The following is an 18,082-nucleotide window of genomic DNA, read 5'->3' on the forward strand; positions in this document are numbered from 1 at the left end:
AATAGTTTTATAGCGTCCAATTTCCGGCAGAATTTCTTCTAGATTCAGATAAAAATTAAATAAAAACTTTATTTTCTCGCTGAGAAGGGTGTGTATATAAATATTTGCAAGTAAAATGGCCTGTCAAGCTTATTCGCGATACGAACCCGGAACGGGTTACTTTCAGATATGCTAAAGATCAATCCACATCTTGATAAATATCAAGAAATTAATTGATCTGTATTCTGTTTGGCTTGATATTTTGACGCGTTCAGATCGACATGTTTGTCCGTATCATTTGTTTTGCTGCGTTTCTTGAAACATCTTGATCCAAATCAAGAATTGACGGTCCTGAAGTCCTCAATCTCGTCAACGTGCTTGAAAAGAGCATGTCGCACACGCAGACGCGAGGAGGCAAATTCATGGACAGTACCGGGACCGTCCGCGCCACGGATCAGAACAGGGCACTTGGACTGAGTACAATCGCATTTACGGCGTGTTTCGCTGTCTGGACGATTTTCTCGATCATCGGTGTCGCCATCAAGGCGGAATTGGGGCTGAACGATACCGAGTTCGGTCTGCTCGTTGCCACCCCGATCCTGACCGGGTCCGTTACGCGCCTGTTCCTGGGTGTCTGGACTGAGAAATATGGTGGAAGGCTGGTCTTTTCGACGCAGATGCTCCTGACGGCTCTGGCCACCTGGGCACTCACACTGGCAGACAGCTACGTCATGTATCTGATTGCCGCCTTGGGCATCGGCCTTGCGGGCGGCTCGTTCATCATTGGTGTGGCCTACGTCTCGCGCTGGTACGACGCAGGCCGTCAGGGCACGGCGCTTGGCATTTTCGGAGCCGGCAATGTGGGCGCTGCGGTGACAAAGTTTGTCGCCCCCTTCGTGATGGTCGCTTTTGGCTGGCACGGTGTGGCCTATGCCTGGGCTGCGGGTCTGGCCATCATGGGCGTGCTGTTCTTTCTTCTGGCAAAAGACGATCCCGAACTGGTCGCGCGTCGCCAATCCGGTGTTAGAGCGCCGTCTCTGGCCGAACAGTTTGCGCCCCTGAAGAATCTTCAGGTCTGGCGCTTCTCGCTTTACTACTTCTTCGCGTTTGGCGCCTTTGTCGCGCTGGCCTTGTGGCTGCCGCACTATCTGATCGACGTCTATAGCGTGAGTATCGAGACAGCGGGCATGGCGGCAGCGACTTTCAGCCTTGCGGCGTCAGTCTTTCGCGCTTACGGCGGGAAGCTGTCGGATCAATTCGGTGCGCGCAGGGTCATGTATTGGAGCCTTGGGTTCTCGACGCTTCTGCTGTTCATGCTGTCCTACCCGGCGACGGATTACGTAATCCAGGGACGGAACGGTCCGATCGCGTTTTCAACAAGCATGGGCTTCTGGCCCTTCGTCATGCTTTTGTTCGCCTTGGGGTTCTTCATGAGCCTCGGCAAGGCAGCGGTCTTCAAACACATCCCGGTATATTACCCCCAACATGTTGGGGCAGTCGGTGGTCTTGTCGGGATGATCGGCGGACTGGGCGGCTTCGTCCTGCCCATCGTGTTCGGCACGGTGCTGGACCTGACCGGGGTCTACACCTCCTGTTTTGCTCTGTTGTTCTTGCTGGTTGGAACTGCACTCGTCTGGATGCACTTTGCGGTCCAGCTGATGGAACGTGAGGCACACGGCGTGTCGCGCGATGCGCTGCCCGAACTGGCTGAACTTGACCGGTTCCCCCTGCCTGAAAGCGCCGGGGCGCGCCACACACTTGAGGAATGGGTGCCCGAAAATGCAGCCTTCTGGCAGGCTAGGGGCCGACGTATCGCCCGGCGCAACCTGTGGATTTCCATACCGGCGCTGTTGCTGGCCTTCTCGGTCTGGATGGTCTGGTCGATGGTGGTGGCAAAACTTCCGGCAATCGGGTTCGACTTCACCACGACCCAGCTGTTCTGGCTGGCGGCGTTGCCGGGCCTGTCCGGGGCGACGCTGCGGATCTTCTACAGCTTCATGGTGCCGATTTTCGGCGGACGGCTGTGGACGACACTTTCGACGGCATCGCTGCTGTTGCCCGCGATGGGCATCGGCTATGCCGTGCAGGATCCCGAGACGCCATATCTTATCTTCCTGGTTCTGGCGCTGCTGTGCGGCCTGGGCGGCGGCAACTTCGCGTCGTCGATGGCCAATATCGCCTTTTTCTTTCCGAAGGCCGAAAAGGGCAACGCTCTGGCACTGAATGCAGGCTTGGGCAACCTTGGCGTTTCGGTGATGCAGTTCCTGGTGCCGCTAGTCATCACGGTGGGGGTGTTCGGGGCGATGGCCGGTTCACCGGTTACGCTGGAGGACGGCAGCCAGCTCTGGATGCAGAACGCAGGCTTCGTCTGGGTGCCATTCATCCTCGTTTCAACAATCGCTGCATGGCTCGGGATGAACGACATCGCCGATGCCAAGGCCAGCTTCCGCGAACAGGCGATTATTTTCACCCGCAAGCACAACTGGCTGATGTGTATCCTCTATACCGGCACATTCGGCAGTTTCATCGGCTATTCGGCGGGCTTTCCGCTGCTGACCCGGCTTGCCTTCCCCGAAGTGAACGCACTGCAATTTGTGTTCCTGGGGCCGCTGGTGGGGGCACTGAGCCGTGCCGCCACCGGGTGGGTGTCCGACCGGTTCGGCGGCGGGCGTGTCACCCTGTGGGTCTTTGTCGGGATGATCGTCGCGGTCTTTGGTGTCATCACCTCACTGGGAGCGGGCAGCTTCACGGCGTTCTTTGCCTGCTTCATGGCGCTGTTCTTCCTGACCGGAGTCGGCAACGCCTCCACCTTCCAGATGATTCCTGCGATCATGGGGCGCGAAGTGCCTCGCCTGATGCCGGAACTGGATGCGGCCGAAAGTCGTCGCCAGGCGGAACGCGAAAGCGCCGCGATCATCGCCTTCACATCCGCCATCGCCGCTTACGGGGCGTTCTTCATCCCGCAAGCTTATGGCACGTCGATCGCGATGACGGGTTCCGCTGTCGGGGCGCTGTGGGGCTTTCTGGTCTTCTACGCGATCTGCCTTGTGCTGACCTGGGTCTACTACACACGACCAGGCGGGCTTCTCCATGACATCGAACGCGGTCGCGGTCCTGCCGCTGCCCAACCGGCCGAATAGGAAAGGAAACACCATGAGCCATCTGCTCGACAGATTGAACTTTCTTCAGCCCAAGGAGCTCGAACAGTTTTCGGATGGCTACGGGCAGGTAACTCGTGAAAGCCGCGATTGGGAGGATACGTACCGCAACCGCTGGCGGCACGACAAGATCGTGCGGTCCACTCACGGGGTGAACTGCACCGGCTCGTGCAGCTGGAAGATCTATGTCAAGTCCGGCATCGTGACCTGGGAAACCCAGCAGACCGACTACCCCCGCACCCGCGCGGATCTGCCCAATCACGAGCCTCGCGGCTGTGCGCGGGGGGCAAGCTACAGCTGGTATCTGTATTCCGCCAACCGGGTGAAAAATCCGCTGGTGCGCGGCCGGCTGATGAAGATCTGGCGCGACATGCGCAAGACGATGGGCCCGACCGAAGCCTGGACCAAGCTGCAGGCAGACCCGATCCTGCGCGCCTCCTATGTCGAGACCCGTGGCAAGGGCGGGTTCGTGCGCGCCACCTGGGACGAGGCGACCGAGATTACCGCCGCCGCCAATGCCTATACCGCCAAGACCTGGGGCCCCGACCGGGTGTTCGGCTTTTCGCCGATTCCTGCCATGTCGATGGTCAGCTACGCCGCAGGCGCGCGCTACCTCAGCCTTCTGGGTGGCACCTGCCTGAGCTTTTATGACTGGTATTGTGACCTGCCGCCTGCTTCCCCGATGACCTGGGGGGAACAGACTGATGTGCCCGAAAGTGCCGACTGGTATAACGCTGGCTTTCTGCTGCTGTGGGGCTCGAACGTGCCGCAGACAAGGACGCCGGATGCGCATTTCTATACGGAAGTGCGCTACAAGGGCACTAAATCTGCCGTGGTCTCGCCGGACTATTCCGAGGCGGCGAAGTTTGGCGATGTGTGGCTAAACGCCCGGCAAGGCACAGATGCAGCCTTGGCCATGGCCTTCGGTCATGTGATGCTGCGGGAATTCCATCTGGATCGCCAGGTCGATTATTTCGAGGACTATACCCGCAGGTATTCCGACTTTCCAATGCTGGTCAGACTGGAGGAACAGGACGGCAAGCTGGTTCCCGGTCGGTTCCTGCGCGCCGACGATCTGGACGACAAGCTGGGGGAGGCCAATAACCCCGAATGGAAAACCGTGGCCTACGACGAACTGACCAATGGGGTGGTCGCGCCAAACGGGTCGGTCGGGTATCGCTGGGGCCAGAACGGCGTCTGGAATCTTGAGGAGAAAGCGCAAGAGGCCAAAATCCGCCTTCAGAAGAGCTTTGTGCTGGAGGACGACCACGACGAGGTTCTTGGCGTCGACTTTCCCTATTTCGGTGGCATGGCCGTTGGTCAGTTCGCCACCAATGCCGATCACCCGGATGTTCTGACGCGCAACGTTCCGGTCAAGGAGATCGCGACGAAAGACGGCAAGGTCAGGGTGGCGACCGTGTTCGATCTTTTCTGCGCCAATTACGGCCTTGATCGCGGACTGGGTGGTGACTGGGTCACGAATGATTTTGCCAACGACATGCCCGGCACACCTGCCTGGGCGGAAAAGATCACCGGCGTGAAGGCCGACAAGATCATCCATGTCGCGCGCGAATTCGCATCCAATGCGGAAAAGACCCAGGGCAAATCCATGGTGATCCTCGGTGCAGGGATCAACCATTGGTATCACATGGACATGTCCTATCGCGGCATCATCAACATGCTGGTGATGTGCGGTTGCGTCGGTCAATCCGGTGGCGGCTGGGCGCATTACGTGGGGCAGGAAAAGCTGCGTCCGCAGACCGGCTGGCTGCCGCTGTGCTTCGCGCTGGACTGGAACCGCCCGCCGCGCCAGATGAACGGCACCAGCGCGTTTTATGCCCATACCGACCAATGGCGGTATGAAAAGATGACTGTAAGGGACATTCTGTCGCCAACAGCCCCTGAAGGCGACTGGGACATTTCCATGATCGACTACAACATCCGTGCCGAACGGATGGGGTGGCTGCCCTCCGCGCCGCAGTTGAAAACCAATCCGCTGGAGGTGGCCAAAGCCGCAAAGGCGGCGGGGAAGGACATTCCGGCCTACGTCGCAGAGAAGTTGAAATCCGGCGATTTGCAGATGTCCTGCGAAGATCCCGATGCGCCGGAGAACTGGCCCCGAAACATGTTTGTCTGGCGCTCCAACCTGCTTGGGTCCAGCGGCAAGGGGCACGAATACTTCCTCAAGCACTTGCTCGGAACCGACCATGGTGTCCTGGGTGAGGATCTGGGTGAAGAAGGCGGCCAGATGCCGAAGGAGGCGGTCTGGCACAAGGACGCGCCGCGCGGGAAACTGGACCTGCTGGTGACCATCGACTTCAGAATGTCCACCACTGCGGTCTATTCCGACATCGTTCTGCCCACGGCGTCTTGGTACGAAAAGGACGACATGAACACATCGGACATGCACCCGTTCATCCACCCGCTTCAAGCGGCGGTCGATCCGGCTTACGAATCCAAATCCGACTGGGAAATCTTCAAGTCTCTCGCCAGGAAACTGCAGGACATCACACCCGGCTATCTCGGCAGGGAGATGGACGTTGTGGCCGTGCCGACGTTGCACGATACGCCGTCCGAGCTTGCTCAGGATCAGGTGAAAGACTGGAAAAAGGACGAATGTGATCTGATCCCGGGCAAGACCGCGCCCAATTACGTGCCCGTCGAACGCGACTATACCGCGATCTATGACCGCTTTGTCACGCTTGGCCCTCTCATGGACAAACTTGGCAATGGGGGCAAGGGGATCACCTGGAACACCGAGGATGAGGTCGAAAACCTTGGCGACCTGAATGGGCGCCAGTTGGATGGGCCCGCGACAGGCCGCCCCAGGATCGACACCGGCATCGACGCCTGCGAGACGATCCTGATGCTGGCGCCCGAGACCAACGGGGAAGTTGCGGTCAAGGCCTGGCAGTCGCTGGAAAAGGTGACCGGGCGCGAACATGCGCATCTGGCCGAAGGCGAGCACCACAACAAGATCCGCTTTCGAGACATCGCCGCGCAGCCGCGCAAGATCATCTCCAGCCCGACATGGTCGGGGATTGAATCCGAGAAAGTCAGCTACAACGCCGGCTATACCAACGTGCATGAACTGATTCCGTGGCGGACCCTGACGGGCAGACAGCAGCTCTATCAGGATCACCTGTGGATGCGGGCCTTTGGTGAAGGCTTCATGTCGTACCGGCCTCCGGTCGACCTCAAATCCGTGACGGAGGCGGTGAAAGACAAGGGCGACTCTCTGGTCCTGAACTTCATAACGCCGCACCAGAAATGGGGCATCCATTCGACCTATACCGACAACCTGCTGATGCTGACCCTGAACCGGGGCGGACCGGTGGTCTGGATATCGGAAGTGGACGCCAGAACCGCGGGCATCGCCGATAACGACTGGATCGAGGTGTACAACGTCAACGGTGCCCTGACCGCCCGGGCCGTTGTGTCTCAGCGGATCAAGAAGGGCACGACCTTCATGTATCACGCCCAGGAAAAGATCGTGAACACGCCGGGGTCGCAAAAGACCGGCAATCGCGGCGGCATCCACAATTCCGTCACCCGTACGGTGCTGAAACCCACCCACATGATCGGAGGCTATGCCCAGCAATCCTATGGTTTCAACTACTACGGCACCGTTGGCGCGAACCGGGATGAATTTGTCGTCGTCAGAAAGATGAACAAGGTCGACTGGCTTGATGCCGAGAAGCCATATCAACCCGCTCAGACGGAGGCCGCAGAATGAAAGTCCGCGCACAAATCGGCATGGTGCTGAACCTCGACAAATGCATCGGGTGTCACACTTGCTCCGTCACCTGCAAGAACGTCTGGACCAGCCGCGAGGGGGTCGAATACGCATGGTTCAACAACGTCGAAACCAAGCCGGGCCTTGGCTATCCCACGGATTGGGAGAACCAGAAACGCTGGAACGGCGGCTGGGAGCGGACCAGATCCGGTAAACTTCAGCCCAAGCAGGGGGGCAAGTGGCGGATCCTGGCGAACATCTTCGGCAATCCGAACCTGCCGGAAATCGACGATTACTATGAACCTTTCACGTTCGATTATGACCACCTGAAATCGGCGCCAGAGATGGAGGCGTTTCCGACGGCGCGTCCCCGCTCGGTCATCACCGGTGAGCGGATCGAGAAAATCGAAAAAGGTCCGAACTGGGAAGAAATCCTGGGCGGCGAGTTTTCGAAGCGCTCCGGGGACTACAATTTCGAAAGCATACAGAAGGAGATCTACGGGGAATACGAAAACACCTTCATGATGTATCTGCCCCGGCTCTGCGAACATTGCCTGAACCCGGCCTGCGTGTCGTCCTGCCCCTCGGGTGCGATCTACAAGCGCGAGGAGGACGGGATCGTCCTGATCGACCAGGAAGTGTGCCGCGGCTGGCGCATGTGTGTGTCCGGCTGCCCCTACAAGAAGGTGTATTACAACTGGTCCACCGGCAAATCCGAGAAATGCACCCTGTGCTACCCGAGGATCGAGTCCGGCAACCCGACAGTCTGTTCGGAAACCTGCGTGGGGCGTATCCGGTATCTGGGTGTGATGCTCTATGACGCCGACAAGATTGAGGACGCGGCCAACATGGAGAACGAGCAGGATCTCTATGATGCGCAGCTAGGTGTTTTCTTGGACCCCAACGATCCCGCGATCATCGAGGCGGCCCGCGCCGATGGCATCCCCGAGGACTGGATCAAGGCGGCCCGCGAAAGCCCTATCTGGAAAATGGCGATGGAGTGGAAGGTGGCCTTCCCGCTGCATCCGGAATACCGGACGTTGCCGATGGTATGGTATATCCCGCCGCTGTCGCCCATCCAGAATGCCGCCGAGGTGGGCAAGATCGGTCTGGACGGCGCGATGCCAGATGTCCGCAACCTGCGTATCCCGGTGCGTTACCTGGCCAATATGCTTACCGCCGGCGATGAAGAGCCCGTGATCCATGCGCTGGAACGGATGCTGGCGATGCGATCCTACATGCGGTCGAAGACCGTGGAAGGTGTCATCGACGAAGGCATCGCCGAGCGCGTCGGCCTGAGCGGTCGCATGATCGAGGACATGTACAAAATCATGGCTCTCGCTGATTACGAAGACCGTTTCGTGATCCCGACAACCCATCGCGAACAGGTCGAGGACGCCTATGACCTGCGGGGTGGTTGCGGGTTCACCGACACCAACGGATGTTCGTCCGGCATCTCGAAGGGGTCTTTGTTCGGCGGGGCCAGAAAGCCCCTCAAGATGCCCGCGGAGGTGCAGTGATGGTCCCCCAACTCCAAGATCGCACGCTGAAAGCCCTCTCGCTGATCCTGAGTTATCCGACGCAGGAATTGCAAAAGGCCATGCTGGAGATCGGCGCCGTTCTGGCCTCCGACACCCGGCTGACCGCTGCCCAACGGCGGGCATTGCGCCCGCTGGTCGAGGAACTGGCCAGTCGCGACATTTATGATCTCGAGGAGCAATATGTCATGCTCTTCGACCGGTCGCGCACCCTTTCCCTGAACCTGTTCGAACATGTTCACGGTGAAAGCCGCGACCGGGGAGGGGCGATGGTGTCGTTGGTCGAAACCTACCGCGCAGGCGGGTTCGATCCGGTTACGCCGGAGCTGCCGGATCACCTTCCGGTCCTGCTGGAATTCCTTGCCACACGCCCTTTCTCCGAGGCACGCGAAACGCTGGCGGATGCGGCGCATATCTTCACTGCCCTGATCGGACGGCTTTCACGCCGCGAAAGCAATTATGCGCCGGTGTTCGGGGCGCTGGTGCAGCTGTCGGGGGTGAGGGCCGACAAGGAAGCGGTGGGTGCAATGCTCGGCCAGCCCGACGATGATCCCAACGATCTTGAAGCGCTCGACGAGGTCTGGGAGGAAAGCGAAGTGCTTTTCGGTCCTGACCCGAATGCCGACTGCCCGCAGGTGCGCGATATGCTCGCAAAAATGGATCCCCCCCAGACACCCGCGCCGATGCTTCGGCCCGCGGTTGAATAACGGAGGCTCAGATGCACACATTCATTTTCGGAATCTACCCTTATATCGCCCTGTCCGTGCTGGTGATCGGCAGTATCGTTCGCTATGAGCGCGACCCTTTCACCTGGAAAACAGAATCCAGCCAACTACTGCGCAACAAACGGCTGATCGTCGGATCGATCCTGTTCCACATCGGCGTGTTGACGATCTTTTTCGGACACGTTGTCGGTCTGCTGACCCCGATTCCGCTGTTGGAAGCGCTGCGCATCGGCCACGAGTTCAAGCAGATACTGGCAATCGTCGTTGGCGGGGCAGGGGCCGTATCGGCGCTGATCGGCGGTTTCATCCTGCTGCACCGCAGGTTGACTGATCCGCGCATCCGCAAAACCTCCAGCACGATGGATATCGCGATCCTGTTGCTGCTGCTGTTTCAGCTTGTGCTTGGGACGCTGTCGATCTTCGTTTCCCTTCAACATATAGACGGTAGCGAAATGATCAAATTCATGATGTGGGCGCAGGGTATCTTCACGCTCGATCCGAACGCGGCCAGTTATACCGTAGGTACTTCGTGGATTTTCGAGCTTCATATCCTGACAGGTTTGACGATCTTTGTCCTGTTCCCGTTCACCCGGCTGGTTCACATCTTTTCGGGCATTTTCGTCCCCTTGCGATACCTGTTTTTGCGTCGCGGGTATCAGATCGTGCGGTCCCGCCGTCAGACTGCGTTGGCACAGCGGAGCTCCTCCACACAATCTCCAGCGGAGTAGCGATCTTGTCAGAACCACTTCGAACAGTCGTGAGCCACAATGGCAAACCTTTGGGGGGGCAGCAAACTGCGCCCAGGACCGCGGAAACCCCTCTGATTGTCAACGGTGAAAGAGTGCCTCACGCCGTTGTCGCCGCCGAAACGCAGAACCACGAAGCCCCGAAGGGAAATCCCGGCAGCGCCTGGCGCAAGGCTGCCAATGCGGTCGCCATCCGAACCTTGCTGTTGCAGGAAGCCCGGTCGCGCAAAATCGCTGCGGACCCGCAGGAAGTAGGCCCTGGACGGTTTGAAATCGAGGAAGAAGCCCTCATCCGGGGGCTTCTGGAATTGGTCATCGACGTTACGCCGCCTGAACCAGGCGACATTCGGTCCGAGTGGGAGAAAGACCCGGCACGCTTTCGGGCGCCGCCGCTTTGGGAAGTGTCGCACATACTGTGCGCCTGCGATCTACGCGATGAAGCCGGTCGAACAAAGGCGCTGGTACGTGCCACCGGAATACTTGAACTGGCCCTGGGTGACCCCGGGGGCTTTGCGTCATTGGCTGCGCGTGAAAGCGATTGCGGATCGAAGGCGTCAGGCGGGGCGCTTGGACAACTGGGGCCGGGAGACATTGTTCCTGAATTCGAGGCGGCACTGCGTCAGCTTGCCGAGGGCGAGATCATCGCAGCACCGGTTCTTACCCGTCATGGCTATCACATCATCCGGATGGACGCTCTGGGAGAGGGCCAGGTCCTGCCGTTTGAAGCTGTGCGGGAAAAGATCGGGGAAGCCTTGGAGAAAACCGCCTGGGCCAGACAGGCACGTCAGTTCGTCGATCAATTGGTGAAAGCCTCAAGAATAGAAGGCGCTGACTTGAACATGGGCTGATCGGGAGGAAAGGCCAATGACAAGGGGGGCTGCACGAGGATGGGCCGCGGCAGGAGGAGAAACCGTCAGAATTGGAGTATTGGAAAACCCGCTGGATTTTCTTGCCGAAGATCACGTGCGCGAACGGGAGGTCTGCGCGTTGATCGACAAGCTGGCCGCTGGTTCGCCGGTCAATGACAGCGAGCGCCATATGCTTCTGGCTTTCCTGAACGAACAATTGCCGCAACATCTTGCAGATGAAGACATCGATCTGTTTCCGCTGATGCTGCAACGCTGCGCGCCTGACGAAGAAATCGACAAAGTGATCCACGAGCTCCTGGCCGGTCACGGGACTACGCGGTTGGATGCGCCAGCCATAGCCGGCCTGATCGAAGCCGGAGAAAGGGAGTTGCCGGCATTCTCCAAGAAGATGCGGACACGCATGACAGGGTTCGCGCATCAGGCGCGGCAAGACTTGATTGTCGAAAACGCGATCATTCTGCCCTTGGCCCGCGCGCATCTGACCAAAAACGATCTTGCGAAGATGAAAACCCACATGTTGGAGCGGCGCAGTTCTGACGTGCCCCCGCTATGTGTTTATGTTCCCCGTCAGCAACCATGAGACAGAAATCCTCCTTAAGCAATTTCGCCGATATGTCTCATGGTTGCTGACGGGGAACACTCCGCCACTTCGTTCAATGAGGTGTCGCGAAACCACAACCAAAACAAATATCCATTTCAAAATTTGCTACCAAAGATAGAAAGTTCCGAGGGCGTGTCAACGACCCCTGAAAGGGAGTTGGACCCGCCGCAGTCGTTCAGAATGAGATTAGCTGCGTGATGAAGCCATCACCAGCCCTTTGGTTGTCGAACCCCACGCTGTCATGTTTCGTCGAAGGTGTCTGCTATATAGCCGCCAGTTTGCCGCTTCCAGAGCCGAGAATACAATCCGTCTTGCTGGAGCAGATCTTGTGGTGTCCCCTCCTCAACAATACGTCCTTCGTCGAGAACGACGATCCGATCCATGCTGGCAATTGTGGACAGCCGGTGTGCGATTGCTATTACGGTTTTTCCATTCATCAAAAGCGCTAACTTGTCCTGAACCGCTGCCTCGGCTTCGCTGTCCAGAGCGGAGGTCGCTTCGTCAAGGACGAGGATGGGCGCGTCTTTCAGTAGAACACGGGCGATTGCAATGCGCTGGCGCTGCCCCCCGGAGAGTTTCACCCCACGATCCCCAACGAACGCGTCGTAACCAGTGCGCCCTTCACTGTCCTTTAGGTCCGCGACAAACTCACTTGCTTCAGCCATCGATGTGGCATGTTCCAGTTCCTCAAGCGACGCGGCGGGCCGGCCATATCGGATGTTGTCGCCAATGGAGCGATGGAGCAGGGAAACCTCCTGGGTTACGACACCTATGCTCTCGCGAAGGCTCTCTTGGGTGACGTCGCGGATATCTTGGCCGTCAATGAAGATGCCACCGTTTTCCAGGTCGTAGAAGCGCAGCAGCAGGTTAACGAGGGTTGATTTTCCTGCGCCCGACACCCCCACCAAACCGACCTTCTCACCAGGTTTCACGGTCAGAGACAAGTCGCGGATCACACCTTGTCCCTTATGATAGTCGAAGTGAACATTCCTGAATTCGATTTCGCCGACGGTAATATCGAGTGGCTTTGCGTCCAACACATCCTGGACAGCTGGGGGTGTGGTCACGACCGGCATGGCGTCCCGAATTGTGCCAACAGCTTGGAAAATCTGCTGTCCCATCTGAATGAACGCCCGTGCATTGGCATTCAGTCTTTGAACGACAGCGATCATGGCGACAAACTGACCAATCGTGACGAAGCCCGCAACCAATCCCCATAGCCCAACGGCCACATTGCTCATGATGAGAAAAACACTCAGAAGCATGACCCAACTGTCTGTCGTCAGATATATGCGCCGTTCGAATTGTTGGGTCTCGATTGCATCTCGCATTATGTTTCTGATAGCGCCTGCCTCGCTTTCCTCAGCGGCGAAGAGCTTCACCATTTGAATATTGCTGTAAAGGTCGGTCATTGCACCGACAACAAGACTGCGCGTGCGCGCAGTTCGGCGGGAACGCTCCGCATATCGCGGCACTGCCAGGAATGCGATAACCAGATTACCTGCGATCCACACGAACACAGGGACCGCAAGCGGCCAGGAAAGCGCGGCGAGCAGAACGAGGGATCCAATGAACTGTACTGTGAAGTGGGGCACGCTCTGGAAGGCAACTGCGATCTGCTGCTGGAGTGCAGAGGCGGCTTGAGAGATGCGAGCGGCAATTTGTCCGGCAAATAGATCGTGAAAAAAACCAAGGTCCTGACGCTCAACCGCCTTGTAGCCCTGCCATTGCATTGCCGCCGGCATGCATACCGTCACTACCTGTGAATTGAGAGTATTTGCCAAAAAAACGCATAGCGGCAGGAAAGGAAATACGAGAACTCCCAGGATGGCGAGCAAGGTCCAGTCTTCCCTTATGAAAACGGAGGCTCCTTTTGAGCTGACACCGTCAACAATGACGGACATGCCCCAAATGACTGTAAGGTTGATGCATTCAACAGCGACGCTGAATATAGCAATACCAGCCAAAACACCGCGAAACATCCGCGCGAAATGCAAGACAAACGAAAAGGGGCCATTCGACGGAAGTGGTGAATAGGGGATGTCCAAAGGCCGGATGATGGTCTCAAAACGACGGTACACGAAATCTGAAAATGACATAGGTGACCCAACCGAAGGTGAGGAAAGGAAAGCCGCTCAGCAATCGTTTCAACTTAAACACGAAATAGATGTCGGGAAAGTCGATATGCAATTGTAGCGACAGATCGAATGGACAGTGATTATTGTGCGTGTAACGAGGTTGGCAATAGTATGCGCTGATGGAATCTGACCAGTCCAACTAAGTGACCGAAGCAAACCAACGCGCTTGGAACGCTGAGCGGTTCAATGCATGGGTATCCGCTTTCGGGAGTCCCGAGGTTGAGGCAGCAAGAATCGTCGCTGAACCTGAACGCGTTCTCCGCCGTCTCTCCCCGTACCTCGCAGATGTCGCGGGCAAACGCATTTGCAACGTCCAAGGCTCTCATGGCCGAATCGCGATTGCGCTCGCGCGGCAGGGTGCAGAGGTGACAGTTGCCGATTTCTCTGAAGAGAACCGGCGCTATGCGCTCGACCTCGCTGCGGCCGCCGATGTTACGATCGATTACTTGCTTTGCGATATCATGGAGGCGGATAATCATATTAAAGACCGCGACTTTGACGTTCTTGTCCTTGAGCTTGGAATTCTCCACTATCATCAGGATATTGCAGGTTTCTTCGCCGTAATGCGCAAGCTTTTGAGACCTGGCGGCAATCTCTTTTTGAACGAATTCCATCCGGTCCAGAGAAAGCTTTTCTGGACCGAAGGACCTCATGACTATTTCCAGTCCGACCTGGTAGAGGCTGACGTGCCCAATCCCGATGCCACCGGTGCAAGCCTTGGAAGGTGCCTGTATCGTTTTTGGACCATGGGCGATATTCTGACTGCAATCATCACAGCCGGGTTTACAATCGTCAGGCTGGATGAGCACCCGGATCCAAGAAACTCGACTATTCCAGGCTCCTTTACGCTAGTTGCGCTTGCTTGAATCTTCATCACGTACACGCATTATCGTCTGGCGACTTGTGCCAAATTTCCTAGCTATGGCGGACACGCTTATCCCTTGGGCGAGATCGTCGCGGACCTCTTGCTTCTTCGGTTCGCTGAGAGCCGCTGGCCGTCCAAGAGTCCTTCCTTCCGACATGGCACGTTTGAGACCGGATTGCGTCCGCTCAACCAGCAAATCCCGCTCGAACTGGGCTACGGCATTAAGCACGTTCATGGTCATCGTGCCGGCGGAGCTCGTGAGATCAACCCCACCAAGTGCTAGACAGTAGACACGCAGCCCTTCGTCGGCCAATGCCTTGACCGTCGAGCTGACGTCTATGGCGTCCCGGCCAAGGCGATCGAGTTTCGTCACAATGAGAATGTCGCCAGGTTCCAGACGGTTCACCAGTCGAGAGAATTCCGGACGTTGCACGATCGGTACACTTCCGGAAATCGTCTCGGTCACGATCCGGTGGTCTTCGACGTGAAACCCAGCCGTCCTGATTTCTTCAATCTGGTTTTTCGTCGTCTGTCCGGTCGTTGACACACGGGCATAGGCGAAGGTGCGCGACATATCGTCAATCCTGTCCGAAAAGACTGTTCAAATTATCTGCCTGTCCAGAATGCTGTCAAGGTAATTTGTGGACAGGCTGTTTTAGCCCTGTACGCAATCGGACGTTTTCGGACACAGACGTAGGCCATCGACTTGCACAGTATGGAGTGAAAGATGGCCCGGCGGATGCTTCTCAAGATTCAGGAGCGACAAGAACTATTCGATGTCCCGACCGACGAAGACAGCCTGATCCATCATTATTCCCTGTCACCAGCCGACCGGCTTGAAATCGAGCTTCGCAGAAGAGAACACAATCGGCTCGGTTTCGCGATGCAGCTTTGCGTAATGCGCCATCTGGGCCGGGTACTCTCGGTCAACGAAGCTCCGCCAAAGGCAGTGCTCAACTATATTGCCGAACAGGTTGGAGCCGATCCCGCTTCATTTGAACGGTATGCCCGGCGCGAGGAAACGCGCAGCAATCACATCACACACTTGCTTGGTTATCTTGGAATGAGGAGTGCGACCGCCCAGGATCGCCGAGCGGCATTGTTGGCTGCGATGCAGGCTGCTTCTGCAACCGACAAAGGCTTGCCAATCGCGAATGCCATCATCGCAACGTTTCGCGAACGCCGCGTGTTGTTGCCTGTGGCGAATGTCATTGAACGTTTGGGATTGCTGGCACGAACCATCGCGCGCCGTCGTGCTGAAGCCGCCCTGATCTCAGACCTAACACCGGAGACACTGGAGACTCTCGACGGTCTGCTGACCGTCGATCCGGCGATCAGCCAGACCCGCCTTCACTGGTTGAAGTCAGCTCCGGACGCCCCGGGTGCGATGAACCTAGTCGGATTGACAGAGCGCATCGCGTTTCCGCGCTCGCTTGGCATCGATCCCCAATTGCAGGCTCGTATTCCGTCTGGACGTTGGGACCAGATGGTTCGTGAAGGAGATGCCACGCCGGCTTGGCTTGCCAACGACTTTACCGCCAGTCGTCGGCGAGCGACACTCGTGGTGCAGGTCATCAAGCTTGGCCAGAAACTCACCGACGACGCGATGACCATGTTCATCAAATTGCTCGGCCGATTGTTCTCAAAGGCCAACAACCGCAAAAAGCAGCGCCATATGAACACCCGTGCTGAAACATCGAAAGCATTGCGCCTGTTCCTCGACACGATCGTGGCCTTGCAGGCAGCTAACGATACAGGTGAAGATGCGATCGACACATTGAACCGGCAGGTCGGCTAGTACCGGCTACTGCAAATCAAGCCAGGTCTCGAAGCCATCGTCGAAAGCTACAGCACTTCCCCGTTAGCGCTGGCGGCCGAGCAATACGGTAACCTTAGCAAATATGCGGCAGCTTTCCTCCAAACATTTTCTTTCCAGTCACGCCGTCGGCACGATCCGTTGTTGGCCGCAATAGAAGCCCTCCGATCGCTTTATGCCGAAAGTAGGCGCGTTCTTCCTGACCGCGTCCCGGTTGCCCATCTTTCAAAGTCGGACAGGAAGCTGATCTTCGAGAAAGGAAAGCCGGATCGCCGGCTTTATGAGATTGCGACGCTCGCTCAATTGCGTGATCGGCTCAGATCCCGCGATGTCTGGGTCGAAGGCAGCCGGGCCTTGCGGCCGATCGATGAACATCTGATGTCAAAGTCCACTTTTGTCGCTCTCAAGGAGGAAGACAAACTGGGTCTCGGTGTGCAGAGAGACGGCGAGGCGTGGCTGGCCGAGGTCCAGCAAATGATGGACTTCAACCTCAAACGGCTGGCGTATCGTGCCCGCAATGGAAAGCTCGAAGGCGTCAGGCTCGAGGCGGGAACCTTGATCGTGAGGCCGCATTCCAGGGATGTTCCCGCTGCGGCTGAAGATCTGAACGCAGAAATCTCCGAAATGTATCCGCTTGTGGAAATTCCTGACCTGCTCCGGGAAGTGCATGAATGGACCGGCTTTGCCGACCAGTTCTCCCATGTTCGAACGGGTGACGTTCCTCAGAACCTATAGGCGATGTTAGCCGGCGTTCTCGCGGACGGGACGAATCTCGGACCGAAACGCATGTGGCCGGAGCTTCAAAAGGGATCAGCGCCCACTAGATCGGCTGGATGCGCTCCTTCCATGCTCGGTCCGAAACTTATCGCGCCGCGCAAGCCTGCGTGACCGACGCACATACGCTTCATCCGCATTCGCGTCTCTGGGGTGACGGCACGACAGCGTCTTCCGATGGGCAGTTCTTTCGGGCTAGCGACCGGGCCGCAAAGCGCGGCGACATCAACCTGCACTACGGAAGCGAACCGGGCACGAAATTCTACAGTGGACTTTCAGATCAGTACGGCTACTTCAGCATCCTGCCGATCAGCCCCACCGAGAGCGAGGCCGTCTATGTCCTGGACGGATTGTTTGACCATGACACCATTCTCGAGATCGAGGAACTGTTCACCGATACCGGCGGCGCCAGCGATCAGGTCTTCGGACTGTTCCCTTTTGTCGGCAAACGCTTCGCTCCCCGGCTACGCAACATCAAGGACCGGAAATTCCATACCTTCGAAAGGGCCGATACCTACCCGGCATTGGCCAATCATATTGGCACTCCGATCAACACCACGCTCATTCTCGAGAATTGGGACGATCTCCTGCGCTTGGGCGCGTCGGTCACCACGCGAGCCGTCGCGCCGTCAAACATATTCAAGATGTTTGCAACCTCGTCGAAAGCCAATGACCTGGCCAAGGCTGTCCGCGAGATCGGTCGCATCGAACGGACGCTGTTCATGATCGAATGGTATTCGAGCCAATCGCTCCGCCGGCGGTGCCAGGCTGGTCTCAACAAGGGGGAGGCCGCCCATAAGCTCAAGCGTGCCGTCTTCTTCCACGAACGCGGCGAAATCCGTGACCGCTCTTATGACAGCCAGGCGTTCCCGGCCTCCGGGCTCAACCTGGTCGTCAGTGCCATCGTGCACTGGAACACCGTCTATCTCAGCCGGGCAGCAGCTCATCTGCGCCAGCAGGGCCGGAATATTCCCGATGATGTGCTAAAACACATCTCACCGCTCAGTTGGGAGCATATCAATCTGACGGGCATTTATTCCTGGGACACGGAACAACAAATACCTGAAGGCTTCAGGACGTTGCGGCTCCCCGGAAATATCCTCCGGGCTGCATGATGTTCACAATCCGTTCGAGCTT

General features: G+C 57.5%; 10 protein-coding genes and 1 pseudogene. 9 read left to right on the top strand and 2 right to left on the bottom strand.

Features of this window, described 5'->3' with window-relative positions:
• The first annotated feature begins 401 nt into the window (after window positions 1–401).
• The 7 genes from CLV41_RS28365 to CLV41_RS27115 all read left to right on the top strand — a co-directional run bounded on the left by CLV41_RS28365 (window position 402) and on the right by CLV41_RS27115 (window position 11,331).
• Entirely contained in the window at window positions 402–3,119 is a 2,718-nt protein-coding gene (locus tag CLV41_RS28365) for a nitrate/nitrite transporter (protein ID WP_103225643.1), read from the top strand.
• Between the two features lie 13 nt (window positions 3,120–3,132).
• Window positions 3,133–6,873, top strand: coding sequence for a nitrate reductase subunit alpha (locus CLV41_RS27090; RefSeq protein WP_103225644.1), 3,741 nt, complete (start codon window positions 3,133–3,135; stop codon window positions 6,871–6,873).
• A complete protein-coding gene (gene narH / locus CLV41_RS27095; protein ID WP_103225619.1) occupies window positions 6,870–8,393 on the top strand; it encodes a nitrate reductase subunit beta in 1,524 nt (507 codons plus the stop codon). The genes CLV41_RS27090 and narH overlap by 4 nt, the downstream gene beginning before the upstream one ends.
• Window positions 8,393–9,118: a nitrate reductase molybdenum cofactor assembly chaperone gene (gene narJ / locus CLV41_RS27100; protein ID WP_103225620.1), complete on the top strand. Its 726-nt coding sequence runs from the start codon at window positions 8,393–8,395 to the stop codon at window positions 9,116–9,118. Before narH ends, narJ begins: the two co-directional genes overlap by 1 nt.
• Window positions 9,119–9,129: 11 nt before the next feature.
• On the top strand, window positions 9,130–9,864 hold the full coding sequence (gene narI / locus CLV41_RS27105; protein ID WP_103225621.1) for a respiratory nitrate reductase subunit gamma: 735 nt from the start codon (window positions 9,130–9,132) through the stop codon (window positions 9,862–9,864).
• A 113-nt stretch (window positions 9,865–9,977) separates the two neighbouring features.
• Window positions 9,978–10,730 (top strand): peptidylprolyl isomerase, encoded by a 753-nt coding sequence (locus CLV41_RS27110; protein WP_208987752.1) that lies wholly within the window; start codon window positions 9,978–9,980, stop codon window positions 10,728–10,730.
• A 16-nt stretch (window positions 10,731–10,746) separates the two neighbouring features.
• On the top strand, window positions 10,747–11,331 hold the full coding sequence (locus CLV41_RS27115; RefSeq protein WP_103225623.1) for a hemerythrin domain-containing protein: 585 nt from the start codon (window positions 10,747–10,749) through the stop codon (window positions 11,329–11,331).
• A 260-nt stretch (window positions 11,332–11,591) separates the two neighbouring features.
• Here CLV41_RS27115 and CLV41_RS27120 read toward each other — a convergent pair whose 3' ends face one another.
• Window positions 11,592–13,451: an ABC transporter ATP-binding protein gene (locus CLV41_RS27120; protein WP_103225624.1), complete on the bottom strand. Its 1,860-nt coding sequence runs from the start codon at window positions 13,449–13,451 to the stop codon at window positions 11,592–11,594.
• A gap of 182 nt (window positions 13,452–13,633) precedes the next feature.
• On the opposite strand from CLV41_RS27120, the gene CLV41_RS27125 reads away from it, so the two are divergent.
• Window positions 13,634–14,356, top strand: a complete 723-nt coding sequence (locus CLV41_RS27125) for a class I SAM-dependent methyltransferase (RefSeq protein WP_235867278.1) — start codon at window positions 13,634–13,636, stop codon at window positions 14,354–14,356.
• Here CLV41_RS27125 and CLV41_RS27130 read toward each other — a convergent pair.
• Window positions 14,339–14,929 (bottom strand): recombinase family protein, encoded by a 591-nt coding sequence (locus CLV41_RS27130; protein ID WP_103225625.1) that lies wholly within the window; start codon window positions 14,927–14,929, stop codon window positions 14,339–14,341. The genes CLV41_RS27125 and CLV41_RS27130 overlap by 18 nt on opposite strands.
• 153 nt (window positions 14,930–15,082) lie before the next feature.
• On the opposite strand from CLV41_RS27130, the pseudogene CLV41_RS27135 reads away from it, so the two are divergent.
• Window positions 15,083–18,060, top strand: a pseudogene (locus CLV41_RS27135) (Tn3 family transposase).
• Window positions 18,061–18,082 lie beyond the last annotated feature (22 nt).

It is taken from the genome of Roseibium marinum, assembly GCF_002906165.1.
Classification (GTDB): Bacteria; Pseudomonadota; Alphaproteobacteria; order Rhizobiales; family Stappiaceae; genus Roseibium; species Roseibium marinum.